The organism is Rhodobacteraceae bacterium M382, assembly GCA_025141015.1.
Lineage (GTDB): Bacteria > Pseudomonadota > Alphaproteobacteria > Rhodobacterales > Rhodobacteraceae > Aliisedimentitalea > Aliisedimentitalea scapharcae.
In genome coordinates this window covers 3552149-3576646 of sequence record CP081098.1, presented here as the reverse complement: position 1 = coordinate 3576646, position 24498 = coordinate 3552149, and the positions used below count along the sequence as shown (strand labels likewise).

The following is a 24498-nucleotide window of genomic DNA, read 5'->3' as shown; positions in this document are numbered from 1 at the left end:
AAGATCAGCGTCAATGAACCGGGCATCACACCCAGAGGCAAAGGCCGCTTGAACCGAACAATCCAATCCGGAATGATAATGCCCGAACATTCCGAAAGGGCCATCTGAAGCCGGGTTGTCTTTGTGTTGGATATTAACGGTCGAATAGGTGTCAGCGCCAATATCCAGATGCGCGCTGGCTGTTTGCGGTAGCCAGAAAAAAGCAAACAGTGCGGACAAAACAGCTGCCTGAAACACCAACCAAAAATGCGCACGCTGCCCCTGCTGCATCAGAAGATACCATTCTCTTTCTGAAGTTCGCGCACATATCGAGCGATGTATTTGACATCGGCATCTGTCAGGCCCTTGACCGGGGGCATGTTGCCAAACTTCCAGTGGTGAGACCGAACGCCATTTTTAGCAGCCAGGATGAACGCCATATCTGAATGGTGGTTCGGCTCGTAAATCTTGTGAATCAACGGCGGCGCGACACCGTTCTGACCGGCGGCATTCTCGCCGTGACACTGGGCGCATTTGGCATCAAAGCCGCGTTTTCCAATCTGCGCATCCGATGACAGTGTGGCAGGAAGTGCAACAGTCATGATCGGATCACCCTGCGCGATGGATGACGTGTCAGGTGGCGTCATCGAATGACCTTGTGGGCCGGGTTGATCTTTTGATTGCAGTAGAAACACCGCGACAGCGGCTATCCCCACCGCACCCAATCCGTAAACAACTTTTCTGTTCATTCTTGTCTGCTCTCTCAAGTTGGCTGGCCGCTAGTCACTGGCAGCGCCGGGTCAGATTAGTTTCACCTGCGTCCCGACCTTGGTCAGCGCAAACAGTTCAGCGATTTGTTCATTGTAAAGCCCGATACACCCGTTGGACGACTTGCGCCCAATTTTGCGCGTATCGTTGGTTCCATGGATTCGGTAATACTGCCAGGACAGGTAAAGGGCATGCGTCCCCAGCGGATTTTCCGGCCCGGGACCTACAAAATCCGGCCATTCAGGGTTGCGCTTCTTCATCGACGGCGTGGGGGCCCAGCTGGGTCCATCCACTTTGCGAATAATCTTGGTATACCCAAGCCGGGTCAGATCTTCGGACAAGGGAACGCTGGTTGGGAAAACCTTGTAGACGCTTTCGTCTTCCGACCAGAACTGGAGCATTTTTGACGTTGTATCAGACAAAATCACCCCGCCTTTAAGCGTATCGAAATGATCCTGCCAACTCTCAGCACGAAAGGATGATACGTTCCGGCGTACAGGTGCTTCTTCCTCCGGCTCAGGGAGCTGAATTTGCTGCGCGCGCAAAACACCTGGCGTCGCCAAACCAATCAGACCCGTAGTTGCCCCACCAATAAGAAACTGCCGCCGACTCGTAGTTTTGTCGAACGTTTTCATCGCCCTCTGCCTCCAGAAATATCGGGTTGCCGACTTTTGCGGTTTTAAACCAGCTTCCTGCGCGGGAAGGTCAAACGGTTTCTTGATAACAAAACAGTGAGAATTTCCAGTTTGTCTTACCAGCTCTGGAGCAGCTGGGATTTCGTGTAGGAAAATAGCGACCCAGAGATTGGCTGAAGGTGGCAGATCACGATTAAATATTCAAACAAAACAACTAATTGATCGAGAGCGACATGATGACTTCACACGGAAGGACACATGGAACAACATAGGGTGGTTCACGATGCTTTTGGTGGATTTCGTGAAGACTTATTCGGGAAAGGAATGGATCTGTGACCCAGATTGCGGTCTGATCGTGTCCCTGATCAGCCCCGTGCCGGGCGGATGGCGATCCACAGCAGCGGAATACCGGTTGCCAAACCAAGAATGAGAGCTGTCAGGATCGCCCCCTTTGCGTTCCCGGCTGCGGCCTCGCCTCCCAGATGGGCCAGGAAAAAGCTTGCGGGAATAATTCCGGCCAGTGTTGCCACTGCAAAGCGCCAAAATTGCAAGCAGCTGAGGCCAGCGGCATAGCTCACTAAATCAAAGGAGACGAAAGGGAGAAGCCGACTGACGAAAACCATCAGCATCAGGGCGTTCTGCGATCCCAGAAGCCCGGCGTCGATCCGGGTGCTGAACCAGCGTTGGAGCGTTTCCCGCCCCAAGGCGCGACCCAAAGTGAAGGCGATCAACGCCCCGAGCTCCGCTCCGATAAGCACATAGATCGTGCCTGAGAAGTGCCCATAAACGGCCCCGGAGGCAAGGGCTATTGGCGCGCTGGGGATCGGGCTTGCAACCACCGCCAGCGTCATCAACCCAATGATCAGCGCCGGGCCCCAACGCCCCAGATGTCCTACAAGTTGTTCGACCCCGCCACGGGTCAACAAGCCCTCGTGCTGTCCAAAATACCACCACCAAAGAAAGGCTCCCGAACCTGCGAGCACGGCAGTTATCAGAACCGTGCGGCGGAACAGGCGCTGGCCGATCATGCGCCCGCGACGGCCTCGGCCAGCATGTCGCGCACCTGACCTGCGACAGAATGCAGTTCGTCATTGTCGATTGCCTGCATCGAAGCGACCGGATCAATGGCGCTGACTTCGACACCGCCATCAACGGCGCGCAGGATCACGTTGCAGGGCAGCATCGCACCGACCCGCGGTTCCATCCCGATGGCCTGGTACGCCATGTTCGGGTTACACGCCCCAAGAATTCGGTACGGATCCATATCAACGTCGATCTTCTTTTTCATTGTCGCTTTGACGTCAATTTCCGTCAGTACGCCAAAGCCGTGATCGCCCAACGCCTTACGAACGCGCGCATCGACTTCTTCAAAATCGGCATCCGCGATAAGGCGGTTAATGGTGTAGCTCATGCTCATGTCTCCTGTCGTAATATGTCTGGTTTGAATTGTTCAGGTATTTGACTATCGCAACAAGCGTCAAAATTGCCAGCAACGTCAGAAGTAGCATTCCAAACCCCATCATCGAACTATCCTTTCCGGTTTAGGGATGCGGGGGCGCGGGACCTACCCACCCCAACAACACTCAGTTGTTTTCTTCACTCGTCTCGGTGTCGCCGCCCATCATGGCACCTGGGTGCTTTTGGCCGGATTGAGCCCGCATCTTTTGCATGCGTTCCATTTTCCTGGCAGGGGCGGCCATTTCCTCGGAGGTCACCTGTCCGTCGCCGTCATTGTCCAGCTTCTGGAACTTATCGACCATCATTTCGCGGATGGCTGCGCTGTGCAGGGCTTCGAATTCGTCCAGCGACAGGCTGCCGTCACTGTTTTCATCAAATCGCTCGAGCTTGGCCTTCTGACCCGCGCGCATTTCTTCGGGGCTGACGCGGCCATCCCCATCCGTATCAAAGGACTTGAACATGGGATTGTCCATCATGCCGCCCATCATACCGCCGCCGCCCATCATCTGGCCGTGCATGCGCATCATCATCTGCATCATCTGCGGGTCCATCATCCCTTGGCCACTCTGGCCGCCTGCCATCCCATGCTGCCCGTGGCCCATCCCACCCTGGCCCATACCACTCCGGTCGCCATGAGCTTTGTGGGCTGCCTGGCCGCCGTGACCCCATTGCCCATATCAGGCGCATCATCCGCTTGCTCGCAAGAACCTGAAAACATTCGGTTAGTTTTGAATCAGACTCTAAGACAACGCGATGCCATAATAAGGAAATCCGCTCCATCATAGCCTACGGTCAGTGAACACCCTGCGCTGCATCAGTGGCTGTGGCCGCTCTTTGGCGCCAGCCAGTGTGACAGGTAGACCCGCTCATAAGCGAAGACTGCACCGATGCCTATGGTCGCGTAAAGCACAATCCCCGGGTCGCTCTGAAGTTTCATCAATGTAAATGCCACCAGCACCACTGCATCGAAACCGAGCGCCAGAAGCAATACCGGCCCCGCAGCCTTGATCTCGTGTCGCATGAAACGGAAGACTCCCCACTGCACAATCATGTCCATGACGAGGTAGAAAAACGCGCCAAGTGACGCAATTCGGCTGAGATCGAAGAACACCGCAAGAGTCGATGCAATCACCACTGTATAGACCAGCGTATGCTTCTGGATCGGTCCCGACATGCCAAAATGGCGATGTGGAATCATCTTCATATCCGTCAACATCGCCAGCATACGGGACACCGCAAAGACGCTGGCCAACACGCCCGAGACCGTGGCAGCGGCGGCCAGGAGGACGGTGGCGTAAAACCCGACCTGGCCAAATGCGGGCGCGGCGGCTTCGGCCAGTGAATAGTCGCGCGCCGCCACGATCTCGTCAATTGTCAGGCTTGAACTGACAGCGAAGGCAACCAACAGATAGATGACAACACAAATCGCGATTGAGATCATAATCGCCCGACCCACATTGCGATGCGGGTCAGTGACCTCAGCGCCGCTGTTGGTGATGGTGGTAAATCCCTTGAAGGCAAGAATCGCGAACGCGACAGAGGCGATAAAGCCGGTCGCATCGAATGCCCCGGAGGACTCGCTTGTCGCCGCGAACTGAAACCCGCTCGCCCAGATCGCCGCGATCCCGAAAATCGCGATGCCACCGATCTTGGCCGCAGCCAGTATCAACGAAAAAACTCCGACTGAACGATTTCCGGCGAGGTTGATCAGATAGGCAAACAGGATCACGCTAACCGCGAGTAACGGCACCAGAGGTCCGCCTGTTATATCGAAGGGGCGCAGCACATATGTGGCAAAAGTCCGTGCCACGAGGCTTTCGGCAATTACCATCGACAGCGCCATCAAAAGAGCGGCACCGGCAGCAATCGCCCCCGGCCCATAGGCTTTTTCCAGGATCATCGCGATACCGCCCGCGGATGGCCAGGCATTCGACATCTTGATGTAGCTATAGGCACTGAACCCGGTGACGACCGCACCTGCAATAAAAGCCAGTGGAAACAGCGTCCCGGCCAGTTGTGCGATCTGCCCGGTTAGCGCAAAGATACCTGCGCCAATCATCACTCCGGTGCCCATCGCCACCGCACTGCCGAGGCCAATCGAGCCTTTCTCGTAAGATTCGCTCTGGTGTTCGCGTTTCATTCCGACATCCTAAATACTAGTGGTTTCTTGCCTACAGCGTTTCACTATTTCCGGCTCGGGTCGCGAAGGAAACGGGGATGAATGCCGGAACCTGCTTCGCGTACAAGTCATAATCTGCCTCGAACCGCGCTTGGGTGTCCGCTTCCTCGCTGCGCGCGAGATGGACATACATCCAGACCAACACGGGAAACATTGCTAGAGTTAACAGCTTCGGCCACTGCACGAGGAAACCCAGCATGATAAGGATAAAGCCCACATATTGGGGGTGGCGGATTCGAGCATAGGGCCCGGTTACAGCCAGCCGATCCCGCCGCTGCGCCGCCCAAAGGTGGTGCCAGGCCACCGAGATCAGCCAGAATCCACCGCCGATCAGCACGAAGCTGAGCAGATGAAACGGCCCGAAATGCGGATTTGCGGTCCAGCCGAACATCATCTCAGGCAAATGCCCGCTGTCGTGGGCGAACCAGTCAATGTCAGGCCAAGTCGATTGCAGCCAGCCCGACAGAAAGTAAATCGTCAACGGAAAGCCGTACATCTCTGTGAAGAGCGCCACAAGAAACGCACTGAACGCACCGAAGCTGCGCCAATCACGGGTGGTCTGTGGTTTGAAAAAGCTGAAAGCGAACAGGATGAAAACTGCTGAATTAACGAAAACAAGCAGCCACAGACCATAAGAAGACCCCGGATCGGTCACGACTTGTCACCACCCGAACCGTGCCCTCCGTGTCCACCATGCATGAAGAAATGCATTCCGACGCAGATCAGAAGCGGCAGATAAAATATCCAGCTGCTGGCGAAGATGTGAACCTTGTGTTCGTAACCCAAAAGCAATCCACCGAGCAGAAAAGCGATGATCAGGTATACCCCAGTGCGCGATCGCCAGAAGCTCTTTTTGCCCGGTTCTGTGGTCTCGTTCGTGTCGGTGAAAGGCGTTACTTTTTTCATTTTTCATATCCTTACATCAGATTTTGGCCCGGCGCAGCCGAAGTGCATTGAGCACAACAGAGATCGACGAGGCGCTCATGGCGAAGGCCGCGAACATCGGGCTAATCAGGATGCCGAGGAACGGATAGAGGAGGCCTGCTGCGACAGGCACGCCCAGGGCGTTGTAGATCAGCGCGAAGAACAGGTTCTGGCGGATGTTGTTCATGGTGGCGCGGCTCAAACGACGGGCGCGCACGATACCGTCAAGGTTGCCTCCTATCAGGGTGAAACCGGCGCTTTCAATGGCGACATCCGCTCCTGTTCCCATGGCAATACCGACATCGGCCTGCGCTAGCGCCGGTGCGTCGTTCACGCCATCACCCGCCATCGCCACTTTGCGGCCCTGATCCTGCAACTCACGGATGAGGCGGGCCTTGTTCTCGGGCAGCACGTCGGCGCGAATTTCATCGATTCCGAGGCGCGCGCCGATGGCTTTGGCCGTGCGCTTGTTGTCGCCCGTTGCCATTATGATGCGGAAACCCAGACCATGCAGCGCCTCAAGGGCTGCGGGTGTCGTCACTTTCACCGGGTCCGCAACGCTGACGAGGCCCTCGATCTGGCCCTCCAGCACAACAAACATCACCGTTTCGCCCTCATCCCGGCGCGCGTCGGCCTTGGCGGTCAGCTCGCCGCCTTCAAGGCCCATTTCTGAAAGCAGCGCGAGGTTGCCAAGCGCCACTGAGCGGCCATCGACCACGCCCCTGACGCCTTTACCCGTCACGGCCTCAAAGTCGCTCGCCGTGGCCAGTGCCACGCCGCGTTCCTCGGCACCCCGGACGATGGCCTCTGCCAGCGGATGCTCGGAGCCGCGCTCAAGCGAAGCCGCGAGGCGCAGCACCTCGGACTCGTCATGCCCCGCCTCGGGTAGGACCGCAACAAGGCGCGGCTTGCCCTCGGTGAGGGTGCCGGTCTTGTCCACGATCAGTGTATCGACCTTTTCGAACCGCTCCAGCGCCTCGGCGTTCTTGATCAGAACACCGGCCTGCGCGCCGCGACCTGTTGCGGTCATGATCGACATCGGTGTCGCCAGTCCGAGGGCACAGGGGCAGGCGATGATCAGCACCGCCACAGCCGAGATCAACGCATATGACAGAGCCGGTGCCGGGCCCCATATCGCCCAGGCGAGAAAGGCCAGCACGGCAACGCCAATCACCGCAGGCACGAAAACTCCCGCGACCTGATCGGCGTATTTCTGAATCGGCGCACGGCTCCTTTGCGCGTTCGACACCATCTCGACGATCTGGGCGAGCATGGTATCAGAGCCCACCCGCGTCGCTTCCATTATCAGGCTGCCGGTGCCATTGATCGTGGCCCCCGTCAGCGGATCGCCGATGGTTTTCTCCACCGGCACCGGCTCGCCCGAGATCATGCTTTCATCAACCGACGAGCGCCCGTCGATGACAATGCCATCGACCGGCACTTTGTCACCGGGGCGCACGCGCAAGCGATCATCAACCCGGACATCCTCTAGCGGGATATCCGCCTCGCTCCCGTCGTCACGGATCACCCGCGCGGTCTTGGCGGCCATGTCCAGAAGCGCCCGTATCGCCTTGCCGGTGCCTTCGCGGGCGCGTAGTTCCATCACCTGGCCCAGCAGCACCAACGTCACGATCACTGCAGCCGCTTCGAAATAGACCCCGACATTGCCCGCGGCGTCTCGGAAACCGTCGGGGAATATGCCTGGCGCCAGTACTGCGACCACGCTGAACAGCCAGGCGGCAATCACGCCCATTGCGATAAGCGAGAACATATTGAGGTTCATCGTCCGGAACGAATTCCAGCCGCGCACCAAAAACGGCCAGCCCGACCAGAACACAACTGGCGTTCCAAGCACCAGTTCGACCCAGAGCGTTCCACGTTCGCCAAAAATCTCGCGGACCGCGGAAAGACCCAGATAGGGGCCCATCGCTAGAATCAAAAGCGGGATGCTCAGGACGGTGCCAACCCAGAAGCGACGAGTGAAATTGACCAGCTCTGGGTTCGGTCCCGCCTCGGTCATGGCCGAACTTTCCAGCTCCAGCCCCATTCCGCAGATCGGGCAGGAACCGGAATGCGTCTGACGCACCTGCGCATGCATCGGGCAGGTATAGACCTCGCCTTCATGGCCCGCGGGAACGGTGTCGTACCCGTCGCCGTCGCTGCTGCCTGCATCATGTGCCGCATGTGCATACGCGTGGTGATCGTGGCCCGTGTGCGTCGCCCCTTTGCCATGTTGCACCAGATGCATGCCACATTTGGGGCAGTCGCCCGGCTCCTCAGCCCGGACCTCGGGATGCATCGGACAAGTGTAAACCGTGTCCATGGACTTAGAACCATTGTGCGAGTGGCTGTTCATCACGGATTTCCTTTTGTGTTACGTTTGACGCCGAGTTTGCAGCCTTCCAGCACGGTAGGGTCAACCTTGCCAATCAGACCGGCGGTCCCGGGAAAACGCAGCGACGGTTGGGCAATGCGGGCCATGGCAATCACTCCCGATTTGCAACGGCGTTGTAGAGCCCACCGAAGATCAACGCGACATACCAGCCATAAAGAAAGCTCTCGACGAGACCGAGCAGGAACGCGCCAGGCGACAGCCAGACAAAGCCCGGCAAAAGGCCCGCCCAGGTTTCATACATCGCATATCCCGGAAGAATCAGATCAAAGACCACGCAGATTATGAAGCTCAGAGCCAGAAACAGACTCAGCGCCCACCCCAACTGAATGATCGGCAGGCGATGGCTTGTGATGGCACCATCTGCTTCTGCACGCCCCATTACACAGGGTCCACAACTCAGGCGCAGGATCAGAAAAAACATCCCGCCAACGGTGGCAAAATAGATCAATGGTAACATGGTTTGTGTTCCTTCCATTCGCCCAGGCGCGCCGTCACTGAGAGTCTCGCCCTGATCTTGGAGGCCGACCTGAGGCCAGCCTCCAAGCCGTGCGGCAGTATATGTCGTACGCGCCTAGGATCTGCGGTTGGCTACGACTGCAACACGTCGCACAGTCGGCAGCAAATGCGCGGCACCGAAAAACAGTGTGGTTGCGGCGGCGAATAAAATGAAGATAATCATGATTTCAAACCCTTTCTCAGCAGTCATTTTGCGGAAGGCTGCAGTTCTGTTTACACAGCCGCAAAAACATCATTGTGTCGCTACCATTTGGTGGCCCTCGCCATTGACTGGGAACTCGCCGGTGACGCTCAGGTTGATGTCTTCGACGATCCAGACCATGGGCTCAGCCCTTGAAGACACGAAGAACCGTCCGGTGCCTGGAATTGTCGTCAGATGATAGGGTTCGGGCGTGAGAGCGACGGTTGTGACCGAGCCACTGTCCAGGTCAATTGCTGCCAACTTGTTCTCTCCGCGCCCCGCAACGAAAAGCCGGGTGCGATCGTCCGACAGGCCAAGGCCATGGATTTCGCCACCAATGTCGAAGCTTCGGCGCGCGGTTTCGTCAGTTAGATCAAGTTCCAGAACTTGCCCGACATCAGCGTCCGCGACATAGAGTACTCCTGCATCCGGATCGGCAACCATGTGCTCGGGCGCCTCGCCCGCAATCAAGTTGCGCCGCACGATCCCACGGGTCAGATCAACTTCGCTGATCGTCCCGTTACCCGTGTTCGTGACATAAACGATATCGGGATCGGCCCCGAAAACCGCATAATTTGGCATACTACCGGTCACCACAAAGGCGACCAGCTCGAAATCCACAAGGTCAACCACTGAAATTCCGTCACCGGAAGGATGGGTTGCAATGGCAAAACGGCCATTGGGCGACACAGCGGTGTGATGCACGGCGCCCGGAACTTCTATCTGGCGCAATATCTCACCGGATGTCGCATCGAGAATGCTGAGCAAGCTAAGCCCGGCATCAGCTGGTCCCAGACGCTTTGGCGCAGCCGCATGGTGTGCGGCATGGTCATCTGCAGAAACGCCTATGGGTTGCTCTATTTCGGTGATTTTGGTGCGTTCAATCTCGGTATAACTACCTGCCACCAGCACCGGCACGCCGGGGGCACCAGACAAACCGTGCACTGCCTCCAGCCCTTCGATCCGGCGGATCGTGGTGCCAGTCGCCGCATCCACGATCAGCATCGAATCTGCACTACCTTCTGGAATGAAAACAGTCTCAGCGGAGGCTGCGCCTACCACGAGTGCTGCAAACGTCACTCCGCCAAATAAATTGCCCAAATTGTGCGTAATCATTGTGATTTCCTTTTCATTTTAGGCCATCGGGGACGATTTCCGGCGGCGGGTCGGCTGAGGGGCATCAAAACTGTTGCGCAAAATGTGGCCACCACAGCGGCCACAGGTCACTACGATGGGGCGGGATCTACCCCGCCCTACGACATTCAGTTGTTTTCTTCACTCGTCTCGGTGTCGCCGCCCATCATGGCACCTGGGTGCTTTTGGCCGGATTGAGCCCGCATCTTTTGCATGCGTTCCATTTTCCTGGCAGGGGCGGCCATTTCCTCGGAGGTCACCTGTCCGTCGCCGTCATTGTCCAGCTTCTGGAACTTATCGACCATCATTTCGCGGATGGCTGCGCTGTGCAGGGCTTCGAATTCGTCCAGCGACAGGCTGCCGTCACTGTTTTCATCAAATCGCTCGAGCTTGGCCTTCTGACCCGCGCGCATTTCTTCGGGGCTGACGCGGCCATCCCCATCCGTATCAAAGGACTTGAACATGGGATTGTCCATCATGCCGCCCATCATACCGCCGCCGCCCATCATCTGGCCGTGCATGCGCATCATCATCTGCATCATCTGCGGGTCCATCATCCCTTGGCCACTCTGGCCGCCTGCCATCCCATGCTGCCCGTGGCTCATCCCGCCCTGGCCCATTCCACTCTGGTCGCCATGAGCTTTGTGGCCTGCCTGGCCGCCGTGACCCCCGCCGCTTGCCAGTGCTGGCAAGGCAATTACACCCGCAAGGGAAGTCGCTCCGATCAGACCAAGTGCGAAAACTGTTTTCCGTTTCATCATGTCACCCTATCATTTGATGTTTCGATGAAGCTTATCTGGGCGTCTATTGTCGCAAGACGATGCCAGTAGGAGGCGAATTTGTATCGGGCTGTGTCAGCCGGGCGATCTGATACATTCTGCGACAATTTCATTGCCCAATCACTGCGCCGCTCGGGTATGAACCGAGTATGAGCAAATTGCTGCATATTCTGGTCGTCGATGATCACCGCGAGATTCGCGATGCGGTCACGCGATATCTGGAGAAGAACGGGATGCGGGCAACGTCGGCACGGGATGCCGTCGAGATGGATGCCAAACTGAAAGTGGGACAGTTCGACCTGATTGTGCTTGATGTAATGATGCCGGGTGAAGACGGGTTGTCCATCTGTCGACGACTCACCGCAGAGCGTGGGCCTCCCATCCTGATGCTGACCGCGCTGGACGAAGACACGGACCGGATTGTTGGGCTTGAGATTGGCGCTGATGATTATCTGTCCAAGCCGTTCAATCCGCGTGAATTGTTGGCCCGGATTAAGGCCATTCTGCGCCGTTCGGAACGCCCTGCGCGGGTTGCTAGCACCCTGGCCAGCCTGCGAGTGCGCTTTGGTTCATGGGTACTTGACACCGACCAACGCCGCCTGATCCATGACGATGGACACGAGGTTTCGCTGACTACGGCTGAATTCAAACTTCTGACCGTCATGCTGGAACGTCCGCGTTTCGTCCTGAGCCGCGAGCAATTGCTGGATCTGACCTCGGGCCGTACGGGACAGGTCTTTGATCGAACGATCGACAATCAAGTCAGCCGCCTGCGTCACAAGATTGAGGCGGACCCGGCACGCCCTACAATTATCGCAACCGTGCGCGGCGGTGGCTACAGCCTGTCGGTCGATGTCAGGCCCGAACCATGAAACGGCTGCTGCCCCGAACGCTGTCCGGCCAGCTGATCGTGATGATACTGGCAGCTCTGGCCATGGCACAGGCCATCAGCCTGTGGATGTTCTTTGATGAGCGCGGTCTGGCTGTCCGCAATGCACTAGGGCTTGAAGCCGCGGATCGTGCTGCCAATGTCGCGCGTCTGATCACCGAGGTTCCGGCCGATTTGCATCCTTCTATCCTGCGGGCCGCGAATTCCTCTCTGGCAAGGTTCAGCCTTGATGCAGTGCCGATCGTCGACCATCTCGGCCACGGCGATACACAGATCGCAAGGCGTATCCGCGCCCAACTGTTCAGCACCGAGGTTGAAATCCGAGTGGAAAGCCATGAGGAAATACAGCCCTTGTCACCATTGCCCGGAATGCCACCCGAGATGGTCCGGATGCATCACCAAATGCCCTTAGAGATGGCGACGGTGGAAACGCAGATCGCCATTGGCCTGCGGCAGGCCCAATGGTTGAATGTGACCACACGTTTCCATCGCCCCCCATTGCAATGGGCCTGGTCGCAAATCGCAACCTTTACCCTGACGGCCCTGATGGTCGTGCTTGTCCTCTGGCTGGTACTTCGGCGTCTGACTGGCCCTCTGCGCGTTCTCGCCGATGCCGCCGATCGGTTAGGCCGAGGTGAACAGATCACGCCGATATCCTGCACTGGGCCAGACGAACTGCGCCGGTTGACAGGTGCTTTCAATGACATGCAGGACCGCCTCAGCCGGTTCGTTACGGAACGCGCTCAGGTTTTTGCCGCTCTGGGTCACGACCTGCGCTCGCCTTTGACAGCCCTTCGTGTGCGTGCGGAAATGGTCGAGGACGAGGAAACCCGCGAACGCCTGATCGCTATCATCGCTGAAATGCAAGAAATGGCCGAGGCCACGCTGTCATTTGCGCGAGGAACGACCACCTCCGAACCCGCGATCGAAACTGATCTGGCCGCGCTGTTGGCGGAGTTGACCGAGGAACTTCCCGACCCGGCGAGCGCCACCTTGGAGGCATCTGGTCCTGCAATGTGCCGGGTTCGATCCGGAGCCTTACGTCGTGCATTACGCAACCTGATCGAGAATGCGGTTCGGTACGGCGAAAAGGCGCGAGTAAGGCTGTCAACAGGGCCGGGCATGGTCCAGATCGTTGTCGAAGATGACGGCCCCGGCATTCCGGAAACTGATCGCACACGGGTGTTTGACCCCTTCGTGCGGCTGGAGACTTCGCGGTCACGCGACACCGGCGGTACCGGCTTGGGGCTGGCTATCGCGCGAGCCATCGTTCTTGCCCATGGCGGAGATATCTTGCTGGGCGCAGCATCCAGCGGAGGACTCAGAGTGGTGGTCACACTGCCCTGCACCGGCGTGGACATGAAACGGACACCGAAGACGTAAAGGAGAAAGAGATGAAAAGTTCAATCCTTATTGTGAGTGCTGTGACAATGGTCCTGACCGGGGGCACGGCCTGGGCTGACCCGGAACAATATGGCTATGGAGGTCACATGATGGGCGGCTATGGCCACGGGGTACTGGGTGGCGCGGTGATGATACTTTTCTGGATCGCAGCAATTGTATGCACCGTACTCGCCATCCGGTGGCTGAGCCAGAACGGTGGCAATGGAAAACGCTCTTCGGCGCTCGATATTCTTCAGGAGCGTCTTGCTCGCGGGGATATAGACTCGGACGAATACCAGAACCGCAAGAAGGCGCTGGAGGGATAACTTGGGTGCTTGCAAAGCCGAATGATGGCTCTCTGGGATCGGACGGGATTCACATAGGCCCCCCGGATTTCTATCCCTGCAGGTCGGTGAAGAACCTGCGGACACTGGGGATGCTGATCCGATTCCGGCCTCTGTCATCCAAGGAATCTGGTTTGGTTTCTGGCGGAAAATGTTGAACTGCCTGCTTCCGCCCTGCGCTCACAACAAGAATCTACACGGTATTGGTCAAAACATTGGTTGAAAAACACCTTCGAATGGAATTGCTCCCCACAACCACCCCGACAAATTTTGATTTTTGTTGCGAAAATGACGTCGTTTCTATCACTAATCCTGCCGAAAGGATGTTTCGGAAAAATTCAATTAGCGCTTTGAATTTGCATGATTTAGTTTCTTTTGGAAGGCGTTGAACATGGACGTGCGGACCTGTCTTAGGCAACTTCACACAACGGTGAGTCAAAAATACATGATTGGCGTTGACAAGAGCATTGGCCGCAAACAGAATGGTGGAATGAACGCTCAATTTCATATCATATGGTCGCTGAAAGCAGTGATGTTGGCACTTGCGGTTGGCGCATTGCTTGTCCAAGCGCCTTCAGTTCATGCCAGCATGATGAATGAAAATGTTGGGCAAATTTCATCTGCTGATCAGCATCAGCATGAACCATCGGACGTGATTGAAATCGCGGGTGACGAGTGTGGGTCACCCATCCACAGCAAAACCGACGATCATCACGACGGAGAGTGTTGTTCGGGCATGTGCCTGACTCTTGCTTTGATTAACCTATCTGCGATTGGCGAGCCTGAAACTGGCAGTGCGCAAAATGGTTTCGTCCCTCCCACGCTGGTATCAAGCGATATTCAGGCCTTTCTGCGCCCACCCTCTTTGTGATTTAGTACGCCGCTGTCAAAGCGGCTTTTGGTTCTCGCGCCTCATTGTGCGGCCGCAAGTTTACTAAATCTCAGGGAAAATCATGAAAATCCAATTTTTGCTGGGGGCATCAGCCTTGGCACTTGGCGCATGCTCATCCGAGCCGCGACCACTTCCTAACGTATCGCCGCAACAAGCGATTTCGTCTGTATCCGCGCCCCGATCACACTTCGCGTATCAAAATCCCTTGGCGGGCTTCCGGCGTCAAGAACCGTCAGAACCGGGTTCCTGGCGCGAGCTCAATGACGCGCAAACGGAGGGCAATTGATGTCAGTCAGAAAATGGCCCGCTCTAATTGTGACGCCCCTGATTTTGGCGGCCTGTGCCACCGAAATCCCGGGAAAATATACGGACCCAAAGGCAGGTTTCCTGGAGGTTTCCTCTCAGACATCGGCTGCAATTGGAAAGAGGACGGTCCTTGCGCAGACGCAGGCTGAAAACGTTGCCTTAAACAAACAAGTGCACGGCATGGTGTACCGGAAAACGATATCGGCGGACACTGCCGTGCAGGCGGCTTTGTTGAACAACAAGGGGCTGCAGGCGTCCTACGCTGCTGTCGGGATATCGGGGGCCGAGGTCTGGCAGCAATCATTGCTGAAGAACCCAGTAGTCTCCATCGGTCTTTTTGGGATTGGGGCACCCGAATTAGGTGTATACAGGGCACTGGAATCCACAATTGCCTTCAACCTTTTGGATGCCGCCACACGCAAACAGCGTAAAGCCCTTGCAAGTGCTCAGTTTCAGCAAGCCCAAATGAACGCTGTGAATGAGACCCTCATGTTGGCCAATCAAACTCGACAGGCATGGATCAACGCCGTGTCCGCGTTTGAAACGGTCAGCTATCTGAGACAAGCGAGCGACGCAGCGGCTGCAGGATCTGAACTGGCCGCGAAGCTCGGACAAACAGGTGCATTGAATAAGGCCGGGCAAGCCAGAGAATTTGCATTCAATGCAGAATTGGCCGGTCAACTGGCAAAAGCCAGACTTAACGCCACGCTGGCAAAGGAAGAGCTGACTCGCCTTATGGGGCTCTGGGGTACTGATGTAAATTATTTCGTTCCCGATGCTCTCCCGGCTCTGCCGACATCTTTGCGTCGAGTGTCTTCCATTGAAGCGACAGCGCTGGCAAATCGAGTTGACCTGAAGGTGGCCAAAATTGGATTGGAGGCACAAGCCAAGGCGTTTGGCTTGACGGATCAGACACGGTTGGTAACGGACCTTGAGCTGATCGCCGGATTTGAATCCGAGCGTGAAAACGACGGAGGAGACACGACAACGGACACTCGACCTCAACTGGAATTGGAGTTCGCAATTCCCATTTTCGATAATGGTGAAGCGCGGATGAAAAAGGCAGAGCTGTCTTACATGCAGGCTGCCAATGTCCTGGCTGAAAGGGCCGTAAATGTTCGCTCTGAGGCGCGCAGTGCAGAAGCTGCATATCATGCGTCTTACCAAATTGCCCGACACTATCGAGACGTTGTTGTCCCGCTTCGCGGAACCATCGAAGAGGAAGCGCTTCTGAGCTACAATGGCATGATAACAAACACTTTTGAGCTGTTGTTGGATGTGCGCCAGAAACTCGGCAGCTCGTTGGAGGCGTCCAACGCCAAGCGGGACTTCTGGTTGGCTCAGGCCAACGTAAAGGCGGCGATTTACGGCGGTGGTTCCGGAGCGGCGGGCGGTGGTGAAGGAATGGCAATAGCCGCTGGCGGCGGCGCAGGACATTGAAAGGAATACTGAAATGATGAACAGACGCCAATTGCTAGGTGCTGGTGCCGCTGCGGGGGCCTTAGTCTCGTCTCAGGCATGGAGCCAAACTTCAAACAGAGGGTTGCCGGAAGCCGCAGTGATGGACACGGCAGCCACTCAATCACCTACGCGACCTTCGACAGGTGTTGATTACAATCCGGTCGTAACCTTGAACGGGTGGACACTGCCGTATCGAATGAACAACGGTGTCAAAGAGTTTCATTTGGTTGCCGAACCTGTGGAGCGAGAATTAGCTGACGGGATGATCGCCTATCTTTGGGGATATAATGGCCAGTCCACCGGGCCAACTATTGAAGCTGTCGAAGGTGACCGGGTTCGCTTTTATGTGACTAACAAATTGCCAGAACACACGAGTATCCATTGGCATGGGTTAATCCTGCCCTCAGGCATGGATGGTGTCGGCGGGCTTAGCCACCCTGGCATCCCACCTGGCAAGACCTTCATCTATGAATTCGATCTGACAAAGTCGGGCACTTTCATGTACCACCCTCACGCCGACGAGATGGTGCAGATGGCAATGGGTATGATGGGCATGTTTGTAGTGCACCCAAAGGACCCAGAGTTCATGAGAGTAGATCGGGATTTTCTGATCATGCTCAACGCTTTTGATATTGATCCTGGTACATACGTGCCTCGCATCATGACGATGACGGATTTCAACTTATGGACCTGGAACAGTCGGATATTCCCTGACATCGACCCTTTGGTGGTCAATCAGGGCGACAAAGTGCGTGTTCGGGTTGGTAACCTTACTATGACCAATCATCCGATCCACATGCATGGGTACGACTTCAAAGTTACCTGTACCGATGGCGGGTGGGTTCCGGAAGCGGCGCAATGGCCTGAAGTCACAGTCGACATCCCGATTGGCGGTATGCGTGCCTACGAATTTGTGGCTGACAACCTAGGCGACTGGGCAATCCATTGCCACAAATCACACCATACAATGAATGCGATGGGCCACGACATACCAACATTCATTGGGGTCGACAAACGGCAGTTGACGAAACAAATCCGGAAACTCCAACCCGAATACATGCCTATGGGAACTGCTGGCATGGCCGATATGGGTGTCATGGAAATGGAGCTGCCGGACAACACGATTCCAATGATGACTGGCTGGGGCCCACATGGCCCGATTGAGATGGGTGGCATGTTCTCAGTTGTAAAAGTCAGAGAAGGCATTGGAGCTGACGATTACAGCGATCCGGGTTGGTACGTGAACCCTCCTGGTGAGCAGGCCTATGAATGGACGGGTGAGCTGCCCGAGTTTGCCACCAACACGAGCCCGAAAACGCTGATTACACCTAAACAAACCTCGAAGGGCTGAACGCCTTCGAGAACAAATCTCAAGCAACACTATCCAAAGGAAAACAAATGAAAAAAATTCTTCTGACGACTGCTCTTGCGTTCTCATTGCCCACACCTTCGTTCGCGACCGGCACGCACGGCGGCGGACACGATAAAGAACCCGTCGCGATGCAGGGCCACTCTGACGATGGGCACGGGCATGATGAGAAAATGGCCATTGGCATGCCTGCCGATGACCACCATGCCCGCATTGTGAAGGTTTCAATGCAAGAGACCGACGATGGCGACATGATTTTCGAGCCGTCAGTGTTGAGTTTCAAGTCGGGTGAGACGATCAGATTCAAGATCACCAACGACGGTGAGCAAGTGCACGAGTTCGTCATGGACACTGTCGAGGCCAACGTAGAACACAAGGCAATGATGGAGAGGTTTCCTGAGATGGAACACGATGATCCCAACGCAGTGCGGCTCGAATCCGGCGTATCGGGTGAAATCGTCTGGACCTTCTCAAACGCTGGAACGTTCGAATTTGCTTGCCTGATCCCAGGTCACTACGAATCCGGCATGCACGGCCCGTTGGTTGTCAACTGAGCACCACTTTCAAACGCTGAACAAAGGATAGCTAAATGTTTCGCAATATCATGATGACTGCCGCCGCAGTTCTGACCCTATCATCAGGGTTCGCACTTGCCGGTGGTGACTACACCAAAGGCACGATCAAAAAGATCGATTCGAAAGCGGGCAAGGTCACCATCATACACGAAGAGCTGGTGAACCTGGACATGCCCGCAATGACAATGGTCTTTCGCGCTGACGAAGAGATGATCGCCAAGATGTCCAAAGGGCAGGACATCGAATTTGTGGCCGACCGTGTGAAAGGCAAGCTGACCGTCGTCGAACTCAAGGAGTAGGCTTCGTCTGGCGGGTGGCGGCGCATTCTGCCACCCGTTCCTTCGACAAGACGGTACATGCCATTTTGAACCGTGCCGACCTCTCGCACCATCTGAATCAGGCAGGACGAAAAATGAACAAAATACACTCTCTACTCTTCGTTGCCGCCACGTTTGTTCAGACACCTCATGTCGAGGCAGCTCCGACGCTTCACTCAAGCCATGACCTGCAACAGGGCCACGTCACAAGTACAATCGGCACTCCCGGTCGGATTGAGAATGTTGATCGGACGATTGAAATCTTTGTGCGTGAAACGGGTTCCGGCGACATGCTGTTTGATCCCGACGTTGTTCATATTGAGCATGACACAACAATTCGTTTCATTGTTTCTAATACAGGCTCGTTAGTGCATGAGCTCGTTTTAGGAACATTCGACGAAATTGAACAACGGCGACAGTCATTTCGCAGAAACCCGGATTTGCCGCATGACGTTGCTAGCGCAGTAAAGGTCCCGGCCGGGGAGACTGCCGAAATCGTTTGGAAGTTTTCAAGCATAATGAATCTGGAGTATGCTTGTCTTATTCCTGGCCACCGGGAAGCAGGCATGTGGGGCGTCATCATTGTCCACGATCACCTCGCTCCGCGTTCCAAGAGCTAGTAGGGGTCGGCAAGATGTCACTCCTGGATCAATATCATGCAGTTGTGCACAAAATATCTTCGGATTTTGGATATGTCTTTAATGATGCTACGCCCGATTGGGTCCATCCTTTCATTCACTTGATCCTGGTATTTGCCCCGACCTTACTGATTGGGGTTGGTAGCTATCTGATCATTCGCAGCGGACTCAAATTTGTACAGACTCAGCAGCTGGTGGAACCGCAGCCAAGTCACGTTCAAGGCTTGGGAACAAGCCTGTTTAGCTCCGTTTTGCGATACTCCAAAAAGCAACAGGTCATTATGATCGCCCTAAGTCTGATTTCGTTGCCGATATTGTATCTGACACTGGAGTTGCCCAAGCAGATCGTGAACAACGCCCTGAATTCAAATCGCTTTCCGGTGGAAGTTTTCGATCGCGACTTTGATCAATTCACGTTTTTAATGGTACTTTGCAGTCTCTATCTGCTGGCAATCATTCTGAACGGAATAGGCAAATATGGTCTGAACATCTTCAAAGGCTACGTGGCGGAGCGGTTTCTGCGGCGTTTTCGACTGTTGGTCTATCGGCAATGGCGGAAAGATCCCACCGCACGCAAACAAAGTGAAATTATTCCGATCCTTGCACAAGAAGTAGAGCCAATTGGTGCTTTTGCGGCTGATGTGTTGACCTTGCCAATCCTGCAAGGCGGCACGCTCGTGACAATTCTACTGTTTATGTTCATTCAAGACCCTGTTTTAGGCGCTGCGGCACTAACCGTCCTGCCGGTACAGTTGATCCTGCTGCCAAAGCTTCAACGCAGGCTTAACGTGCTCTCCCGGACCAGAATTGCGGAGGTGCGGGAACTGGGTCGGCACCTTGGCGATCAGATACGGGTGGAATCCGGGGACAAAACGCTACTTGCGCCAACCAACGCAAGTTTTCGGGAGCTTGAGCGGGTGAGAAGGCGGATTTTCCGACTGAAGTTCTTCATCAAGGCGCTAAACAACTTTCTGACCGCGCTCACGCCCTTCCTATTCTATTCGCTAGGTGGATACTTCGTCATAGAGGGACGTATCAGTCTGGGGGCGCTTGTTGCAGTGCTTGCTGCACACAAAGACTTTTCGATGCCCCTAAAGGAGCTGTTTCGGTATTATCAAACCTTGGAGGACACCCGGATTAGATATCAGGAGATTACGAAGTTCTTTTCAAAGGCAAAAACGAAACAACAAACAAAGTCGACCCCAAAAAACTCATTTGCGGTGATTCATGCTTGATTGTCAGCCCTACACCTGACGATCACATAGACCTTGGCCGTTCTGCATTTTTCATGGCAGGATCTGTTTTTGGGGATATCCCAAAAGGAGCGTTTCATGTTGGTTCAACTTTATGGTCAGGCTAAGACAGCACCGATGATACATGTTGTTCTTCAGACGAGCGATGATCCCGCATGGATCTCTGCGGCGAAATATGGGACCTCCGAACAATCGGTTTGGAAGTGGCGCAAGTGAGACAGTATTGAGGATTGCGCATTCCGGAGTAATTCGTCGGCTTTTCCAGCGACACTCTGGCACCCATATTGGCTCATGCGCGCGCCTTTAAGTTCTTTGGCGGAGTGCCGGGTCAGGGGGGGCTTAGGCAATCTGAAGGCTCTATACCGCATTGATTTCGTGCGATTTTCCTACACGACTCTTCAAACGTTGAGGTGGCGTTGAGGTAAAACAGCACTTAGAATTCCCCAGTGTTTTACTCGGGTTCTAAGTGTTTGTTTTATTGGGTACAATTGGTTGCGGGAGTAGGATTTGAACCTACGACCTTCAGGTTATGAGCCTGACGAGCTACCGGGCTGCTCCATCCCGCGTCAATTGAGGCTGATGTAGATCTAATCATCGGGGACTGCAAGCGGAAAAGTGGCACAGAAAATTACTTTTGTGGCAGGGGCTTTGATCGTGACCGATCGAGCGACCCAGTGGACGCGCCTGTGAACGTTCGGGTCAGGTATGATCCCGATGTGTTATGCGTGCCAACCTCCCAAAAACTGGTGTCAGTTCCGTGCTGTGGCTCTTGGTGCAGGGACCCGTGCGTATGGCCCGAACGCGGGCAGGCGGGTCGCTAGGGAGCGCTCAAGACCCGGGAGTTCCTACCTTCACCAAGCTTCGGACAGGACATTGGTGATTTAATGCGTGAGATATGATATGACGAAACATCAATTTGGTTTTGATGAATTTTGCTGGGAGTGGATAGAGATGAACGATCCCGACATTGCCGAGCAACTGGTTGAGGCGCTTGTTCTGCCTGACGACAATCCCGTAGAGGGTCTTGTGAGGCGCCCCGTTCACACCATCGGCACAGGCGTGGCAGGGTATTTCCAAGCGTCTCCAGTCGCCCGCGATTATTGTACCGCCGAGCATTTTCAAGGCAAACAGCTGGACGTTACTGTTCGGTTTTCAAACGGGTCGGGCAGCGCGATAGAGCGGGATGGCTGGTCCGATGTGCGCGGCATGGCAACCAGGTTTCACCTGTCTGATGGTGGTGCAACAGATTTGGTGGCGATGACGCTACCCGAATTTTTTGCACCGACTCCTGAAACATTTCTGGAGTTCGCCAAAGAAGCAAAACCAGCGCCGTGTGAACGCCTGTCACCTTGGCGGAAAATCGTTGATTTTCTAAAGCTGACAATCCCCATGCCAGATCCCTACCCAGGACAGGATGTCAGGCCGAACGAAGGTGCTATCCGGTTCGCGGATCAGAATAAATTCGCACAACTGGCGGTATTGCAGGCCGCGACGATCGGGGCTCCGGTCAGCTATGAACGGGCGTCCTATCATGCGGTGCATACATTCATCGTCACGGCTCCGGACGGCACGCAACGCTGGGTTCGGTTTACATGGCAACCTATTGCGGGGGTGCAAAACACCACCCCCAAGGACCCCATTGTCGACACATACCTCAAGGAGAAGCTGGAAGAGTGTCTGGACAAGGGAGGCGCGCGGTTTTCCCTGATGATGATGATCGGAGAGCTGGGCGATGATTTCAATGACTCCACCCGCGCCTGGCCCCCTCACCGCAAACGGGTGATGATGGGGACGTTGACGCTGGACAAAAAAATCGAGGGCGCGGACGGGGATCTGGAAAAGATCAGTTTCAATCCCTGCAACTTGACGGATGGCATCCGGGCTTCGGACGATCCGGTGTTGAAAATCCGGCGCGAGGCCTATGAATATTCGAGCAAACGGCGAGACGCGACACCTTGCCCATTTTCAGGGAGCTGAATTCATGACGGATGATGGCGGTTGGTTCAATCGGTACGTCAACAGCCTCCCGGAACGGGGGTGGTTCAAATTTCTGTCGACCTATGTGGTTGTGCCGTATTGGGTCTGGCGCGAAAAAAAGCCAAAACTGCCGGGCGGTCCGCGTCCTTCGCCGCAACCGAGTGAAAACGTGCAGCGCATGATGAATCTGGTGATGCCGCTCAAGGATCCAACCCCTGTGGGGCGCGCCAAGGCCGCCATGGCAATTGCTACGAACGTGGACGAAATATTCGCCGGTCTGGACAATGTCGGCACGGTGCATTTCGCCCGCTTTCTGTTGATCGACGACTATATTTGCATGATCTCGGTTTATGATGGTGATTTCAGCAATTATATCCGCGACTTCATCATGACCATCGGCAGCGTTTTCGACGATGTGATGACTTTGGTGGACGGCGGTGAGGAACTCAAGCCAACGGCGCAGAATGTCGAGAAATTCATTGACTGGGTGCAGGATCACGACCTGTTCCAGGCACCGGATTTCCCAACGGACCTATTTGGTCTGCAGGATGCAGCCGCGGGCCGTTCCGCTGATGGTCCACCGCATGAATTGTTGAGCCTGCCACGAGAATTGATTCTGCAACTGAACGCGAACCCCAATATTTCGTTGGGCGGCGGCTATCGTGCGTATCCCGGAGTGTCCGCCGCACAGGTCCGTCGCAAACTGGGAGTAGGTTGGTAATGAGCGAAGCTTATGATTCAAACGAAGTCCAGGGCAACATTTTGCGGGGCTACCGAAACAATATGGTGCGTTACCTCATTCTCGAGGTGTCGGACCTGGCTGCAGCGCGGCGGTTTCTTGCGGCGTCGGCCGATGGGACCGACGCAGATGTACCAAAGATTACCAGATCAGCATGGTGGGCCACGAAACCCGATGTCTGTTTCAACATAGGCGTGACCTACGAAGGGTTGCGGGCGCTGGGGACACCAGGCGAATGCCTGGACAGTTTCCCTACGGAGTTCGTCGAAGGAATGCGCGCGCGCGCCATGAAGCTTGGTGATTTTGGGTCGAGCGCGCCCGAACATTGGCCTGCGCCGTTCGACCAGCCTGAGCGGGTGCATATCATAGCATCGATTTATGTGGACGAAGAACGTCATCTTGATGTCGTTCAGGGGCAGGTCGCGCGTGCTTTTAATGTGATTGGCGTCAGGAACGGGCGTAATCTGGCCGATCAAAAGGTGTTCTTTGGCTATCAGGACAGCATCTCGCAACCCAAGTTCCGACATGTTGATGATCCTGAGCAAGCCGCTGCAAATGAACCCACTGATCCCTTGGGAACTGTTCTGCTGGGCTATCCGACGCGGATGCAAGGGCTTGAATTCAGTATTCCTCAGCCCCGCGAACTGGGATTTAACGGGGCCTTCAATGCCTTTCGCATCCTGGCCCAGGATGCACAGGGGTTTGAAACCTATCTGGACAAGGCCGCTGACATGTTGCTGACCCATCCCAGGGCCAAGGACCTGGTGGTTCCGGGTACCGAAGACCGCATTGGTGCGGGGTTGGATCGCCATGGTGCCCTGCGCGAGGTTGTGGCGGCGCAGATGTGTGGACGTTGGCGCAACGGCATGCCGTATGAAACCTCGCCAGATGCGCAATGGCCAAAATCCGAGGAGCCCGGCGCGCTCACAAATTTCGATTACCATCACGGATCCCGATGCCCAGCAGGGGCGCATATGCGGCGCGTCAACCCGCGGGGCGGTCCGATCGTCCAACGTATTGCCAACTACACGCGCCGGCTTGTGCGGCGCGGTATGTCTTATGGCCCCGACTTTGACCCCGCCAATCCCGATAGCCAGGAACGGGGACTGTTGGGTAACTTTATCGGCGCGAATTTCGGGGCCCAATTCGAAGCGGTCATGTGTGATTGGCTGAACCTGGGACTGCAGGATCCGACTGTTACCGGCTCCAATGATCCGTTGATTGGGGCCAATTCTCCGGAAACCAGCTGGTTTGACCTGACGCTCCCAAAAGAGGGGACTATTCGACTGAGAGGGTTTCCCCGGTTTGTGACCACACGCGGCGGAGCCTATACCTTTTTGCCAAGCTTGTCTGCGATCCGCTATTTGTCCCGGCTGACGGGCTGACGGGCTGACGGGTTATCTGGCC

General features: G+C 55.6%; 25 protein-coding genes and 1 tRNA gene. 13 read left to right on the top strand and 13 right to left on the bottom strand.

Going from position 1 to position 24498, the window contains the following annotated elements:
- Positions 1 to 269: 269 nt before the first annotated feature.
- The 12 genes from K3727_16635 to K3727_16580 all read right to left on the bottom strand — a co-directional run bounded on the left by K3727_16635 (position 270) and on the right by K3727_16580 (position 10753).
- Positions 270 to 728 carry a cytochrome c gene (locus K3727_16635; GenBank protein UWQ90388.1) on the bottom strand — a complete coding sequence of 153 codons (459 nt, stop codon included), beginning with the start codon at positions 726 to 728 and terminating at the stop codon, positions 270 to 272.
- Positions 729 to 779: 51 nt separating this feature from the next.
- The gene (locus K3727_16630) at positions 780 to 1382 is read right to left on the bottom strand and encodes a L,D-transpeptidase (GenBank protein UWQ90387.1); all 603 of its coding nucleotides are present in this window, start codon (positions 1380 to 1382) and stop codon (positions 780 to 782) included.
- A gap of 365 nt (positions 1383 to 1747) precedes the next feature.
- Positions 1748 to 2410 (bottom strand): VTT domain-containing protein, encoded by a 663-nt coding sequence (locus K3727_16625; GenBank protein ID UWQ90386.1) that lies wholly within the window; start codon positions 2408 to 2410, stop codon positions 1748 to 1750.
- Entirely contained in the window at positions 2407 to 2793 is a 387-nt protein-coding gene (locus tag K3727_16620) for a DUF302 domain-containing protein (protein UWQ90385.1), read from the bottom strand. Before K3727_16620 ends, K3727_16625 begins: the two co-directional genes overlap by 4 nt.
- A gap of 172 nt (positions 2794 to 2965) precedes the next feature.
- Positions 2966 to 3421, bottom strand: a complete 456-nt coding sequence (locus K3727_16615; GenBank protein ID UWQ93427.1) for an EF-hand domain-containing protein — start codon at positions 3419 to 3421, stop codon at positions 2966 to 2968.
- 233 nt (positions 3422 to 3654) lie between these two features.
- Positions 3655 to 4980 carry an APC family permease gene (locus K3727_16610; GenBank protein UWQ90384.1) on the bottom strand — a complete coding sequence of 442 codons (1326 nt, stop codon included), beginning with the start codon at positions 4978 to 4980 and terminating at the stop codon, positions 3655 to 3657.
- Positions 4981 to 5011: 31 nt separating this feature from the next.
- Complete coding sequence (locus K3727_16605; GenBank protein ID UWQ90383.1) at positions 5012 to 5674, bottom strand: isoprenylcysteine carboxylmethyltransferase family protein; 663 nt, start codon at positions 5672 to 5674, stop codon at positions 5012 to 5014.
- Positions 5671 to 5925 carry a DUF2933 domain-containing protein gene (locus tag K3727_16600; protein UWQ90382.1) on the bottom strand — a complete coding sequence of 85 codons (255 nt, stop codon included), beginning with the start codon at positions 5923 to 5925 and terminating at the stop codon, positions 5671 to 5673. The genes K3727_16605 and K3727_16600 overlap by 4 nt, the downstream gene beginning before the upstream one ends.
- 16 nt (positions 5926 to 5941) lie before the next feature.
- Positions 5942 to 8299, bottom strand: coding sequence for a cadmium-translocating P-type ATPase (cadA, locus tag K3727_16595; GenBank protein ID UWQ90381.1), 2358 nt, complete (start codon positions 8297 to 8299; stop codon positions 5942 to 5944).
- A 130-nt stretch (positions 8300 to 8429) separates the two neighbouring features.
- Complete coding sequence (locus tag K3727_16590) at positions 8430 to 8795, bottom strand: hypothetical protein (protein UWQ90380.1); 366 nt, start codon at positions 8793 to 8795, stop codon at positions 8430 to 8432.
- Between the two features lie 291 nt (positions 8796 to 9086).
- Entirely contained in the window at positions 9087 to 10151 is a 1065-nt protein-coding gene (locus K3727_16585; protein ID UWQ90379.1) for a YncE family protein, read from the bottom strand.
- Between the two features lie 146 nt (positions 10152 to 10297).
- On the bottom strand, positions 10298 to 10753 hold the full coding sequence (locus tag K3727_16580) for an EF-hand domain-containing protein (GenBank protein UWQ93426.1): 456 nt from the start codon (positions 10751 to 10753) through the stop codon (positions 10298 to 10300).
- A 344-nt stretch (positions 10754 to 11097) separates the two neighbouring features.
- On the opposite strand from K3727_16580, the gene K3727_16575 reads away from it, so the two are divergent.
- The 10 genes from K3727_16575 to K3727_16530 all read left to right on the top strand — a co-directional run bounded on the left by K3727_16575 (position 11098) and on the right by K3727_16530 (position 20357).
- Positions 11098 to 11820, top strand: a complete 723-nt coding sequence (locus K3727_16575; protein ID UWQ90378.1) for a response regulator — start codon at positions 11098 to 11100, stop codon at positions 11818 to 11820.
- Positions 11817 to 13220 carry a HAMP domain-containing protein gene (locus tag K3727_16570; GenBank protein ID UWQ90377.1) on the top strand — a complete coding sequence of 468 codons (1404 nt, stop codon included), beginning with the start codon at positions 11817 to 11819 and terminating at the stop codon, positions 13218 to 13220. The genes K3727_16575 and K3727_16570 overlap by 4 nt, the downstream gene beginning before the upstream one ends.
- A 47-nt stretch (positions 13221 to 13267) precedes the next feature.
- Entirely contained in the window at positions 13268 to 13546 is a 279-nt protein-coding gene (locus K3727_16565; protein ID UWQ93425.1) for an SHOCT domain-containing protein, read from the top strand.
- Between the two features lie 409 nt (positions 13547 to 13955).
- On the top strand, positions 13956 to 14435 hold the full coding sequence (locus K3727_16560; GenBank protein UWQ90376.1) for a hypothetical protein: 480 nt from the start codon (positions 13956 to 13958) through the stop codon (positions 14433 to 14435).
- Between the two features lie 306 nt (positions 14436 to 14741).
- Entirely contained in the window at positions 14742 to 16202 is a 1461-nt protein-coding gene (locus tag K3727_16555; protein UWQ90375.1) for a TolC family protein, read from the top strand.
- Between the two features lie 13 nt (positions 16203 to 16215).
- Positions 16216 to 17574 carry a copper oxidase gene (locus K3727_16550; GenBank protein UWQ90374.1) on the top strand — a complete coding sequence of 453 codons (1359 nt, stop codon included), beginning with the start codon at positions 16216 to 16218 and terminating at the stop codon, positions 17572 to 17574.
- Positions 17575 to 17621: 47 nt separating this feature from the next.
- Complete coding sequence (locus tag K3727_16545; protein ID UWQ90373.1) at positions 17622 to 18146, top strand: cupredoxin family protein; 525 nt, start codon at positions 17622 to 17624, stop codon at positions 18144 to 18146.
- Positions 18147 to 18196: 50 nt separating this feature from the next.
- Complete coding sequence (locus K3727_16540; protein ID UWQ93424.1) at positions 18197 to 18466, top strand: copper-binding protein; 270 nt, start codon at positions 18197 to 18199, stop codon at positions 18464 to 18466.
- A 113-nt stretch (positions 18467 to 18579) separates the two neighbouring features.
- Positions 18580 to 19104, top strand: coding sequence for a copper oxidase (locus K3727_16535; protein UWQ90372.1), 525 nt, complete (start codon positions 18580 to 18582; stop codon positions 19102 to 19104).
- A 14-nt stretch (positions 19105 to 19118) separates the two neighbouring features.
- Complete coding sequence (locus K3727_16530; protein ID UWQ90371.1) at positions 19119 to 20357, top strand: ABC transporter ATP-binding protein; 1239 nt, start codon at positions 19119 to 19121, stop codon at positions 20355 to 20357.
- A 507-nt stretch (positions 20358 to 20864) separates the two neighbouring features.
- Here K3727_16530 and K3727_16525 read toward each other — a convergent pair.
- Positions 20865 to 20941, bottom strand: a tRNA-Met gene (locus tag K3727_16525).
- 385 nt (positions 20942 to 21326) lie between these two features.
- On the opposite strand from K3727_16525, the gene K3727_16520 reads away from it, so the two are divergent.
- From K3727_16520 to K3727_16510, 3 genes are read left to right on the top strand one after another with little or no spacing between them, the layout of a single operon-like run.
- Positions 21327 to 22352, top strand: coding sequence for a catalase (locus K3727_16520; GenBank protein ID UWQ90370.1), 1026 nt, complete (start codon positions 21327 to 21329; stop codon positions 22350 to 22352).
- 4 nt (positions 22353 to 22356) lie between these two features.
- Positions 22357 to 23073: a hypothetical protein gene (locus K3727_16515; protein ID UWQ90369.1), complete on the top strand. Its 717-nt coding sequence runs from the start codon at positions 22357 to 22359 to the stop codon at positions 23071 to 23073.
- Complete coding sequence (locus tag K3727_16510) at positions 23073 to 24476, top strand: hypothetical protein (GenBank protein ID UWQ90368.1); 1404 nt, start codon at positions 23073 to 23075, stop codon at positions 24474 to 24476. The genes K3727_16515 and K3727_16510 overlap by 1 nt, the downstream gene beginning before the upstream one ends.
- Positions 24477 to 24498 lie beyond the last annotated feature (22 nt).